This window comes from Parapedobacter tibetensis (assembly GCF_024704835.1).
Lineage (GTDB): Bacteria > Bacteroidota > Bacteroidia > Sphingobacteriales > Sphingobacteriaceae > Parapedobacter > Parapedobacter tibetensis.
In genome coordinates, this window is sequence record NZ_JAMXBE010000073.1 from 1 (window position 1) to 457 (window position 457).

At 40.5% G+C, this 457-nt stretch carries 1 protein-coding gene; it reads right to left on the reverse strand.

The genetic code is table 11. The features are described 5' to 3' along the window. Positions 1-186: 186 nt before the first annotated feature. A partial coding sequence (locus tag NF543_RS25320) for a glyoxalase (protein WP_257957592.1) occupies positions 187-457 on the reverse strand: 271 nt, incomplete at its 5' end.

Here is a 457-nt window from a genome sequence, read left to right on the forward strand (position 1 = left end):
GGGATGCTCCACCAGCAACGAAACATGTACGCTTCCCCTGCCATCCTAAGCTCTATGTCATTAAAGCACCAATTCCCTGATGATCCATCAGAGAATTGGACAATCCGAGAGACTGGTTCAATTGAACCGGATGGCGATCATGCAACTGTGTGTAACAGTTTTTCGGGGATCACTCCTGCACTGTTGCTAAACGCCCAATACCCACCTTACATCAAAAGCATCGGTTACTTCAACTAGTTTTTGGTCATCATCATTCTTGACAAAAAGATTCCTTTTATTAAATTTCAGTTTTTCAATAAGCTCTTGTCTATCATAAGTATTTTTACAATGTAGAAAAATAGATATATAATTCCCGAGTGTTCTTCCTTCGTTGTGTACCAAGTCCGAACCGTGAATAATTATGCTATCGGAAACAAGCGACCCACTAACGACAGGCATTTCTGTGTAACCTTGTAAT